The organism is Streptomyces sp. BE303 (assembly GCF_036290945.1).
Lineage (GTDB): Bacteria > Actinomycetota > Actinomycetes > Streptomycetales > Streptomycetaceae > Kitasatospora.
This window is the reverse complement of record NZ_JAQYWZ010000379.1, coordinates 1-330: the sequence shown is the minus strand read 5'-3', so window position 1 is coordinate 330 and position 330 is coordinate 1. Positions and strand designations below refer to the sequence as shown.

Here is a 330-nt window from a genome sequence, read left to right as displayed (position 1 = left end):
GAAACCGCCCGGCTGCCGACCGGAGCGTCGTATCGATAGGACCACCTGGGCAGGATTTCGACCAGACGGCAGCCGAGGAGGCGCAGCCGTTCGACGGTGGCCGCGGCCTGCCGGTCGTCGAGCGCGAAGACGAAGGGACCAGGGACCAAGAGCAGATCGATCCACCCTTTCGCGATGCCGCGTTCGAGCAGTTCCAGCTGGGGCAGGCCATCGCGGTATCTGCGTCCGTTATCGAGGTTCACGAGCGGCGCCTGAAGGCCGTGCCGCAGAGCGAGCCCTTCCATCGCCCGGCGGTGGAATTCCATGCCGGACGGATCGCTGGGAAAGCAG

The 330-nt window shown here is 67.0% G+C and carries 1 protein-coding gene; it reads right to left on the bottom strand.

Translation table 11 applies throughout. The features are described from left to right. On the bottom strand, window positions 1-305 hold a 305-nt coding region (locus PUR56_RS06255; protein ID WP_329948158.1), incomplete at its 3' end, for a hypothetical protein. Window positions 306-330 lie beyond the last annotated feature (25 nt).